We start from the raw sequence: 444 nt of genomic DNA, 5'->3' as shown, positions 1-444 counted from the left end.
GCTCGACGCTCGTGGCCTGCGTGCCTTGATGGCGCCGTACGCCACCGGGCATCGCGTGAAAGTGTTCAAGCCACCGGTCGGCAACTTCTTCGGGATCGTCGCCGGCCGATTGACGCTCAACGTCGCCTTCACGGTGGCGGCGATGAGCGGCCTCGACCCCGACATCGCAGCGGCCATGGCCGGCCAGTTCTTCCAGGGCAGCGACGATGCGCTGCGCTACCTCATCCAGTCGAAGCCGGAGGAGATCGCGGCGACGATGGAGGTCGCCACTGCCCAGCGGGAAGCCGCTGAAGGCGAGACGCGGGCGGCGCAGGAGGAGCTGTACGCCGACCGGCTCCGGGGCACAGCCGCCGCCGACCGATCGTTGCCGTTGAAGGTGGCATGGAAACGGTTCCACGAGCTGCAGGAGTCCACCCTCGACCTGTTCAACCGACACCTCATCGT

1 protein-coding gene is annotated in these 444 nt (G+C 67.6%); it reads left to right on the top strand.

Features of this window, described 5'->3' with window-relative positions; genetic code table 11:
* Positions 1-28: 28 nt before the first annotated feature.
* On the top strand, positions 29-444 hold a 416-nt coding region (locus I6F37_RS40070), incomplete at its 3' end, for a hypothetical protein (RefSeq protein WP_225154387.1).

Source organism: Bradyrhizobium sp. NBAIM08 (genome assembly GCF_020193935.1).
Classification (GTDB): domain Bacteria; phylum Pseudomonadota; class Alphaproteobacteria; order Rhizobiales; family Xanthobacteraceae; genus Bradyrhizobium; species Bradyrhizobium yuanmingense.
This window is presented reverse-complemented; position numbering and strand designations above follow the sequence as displayed.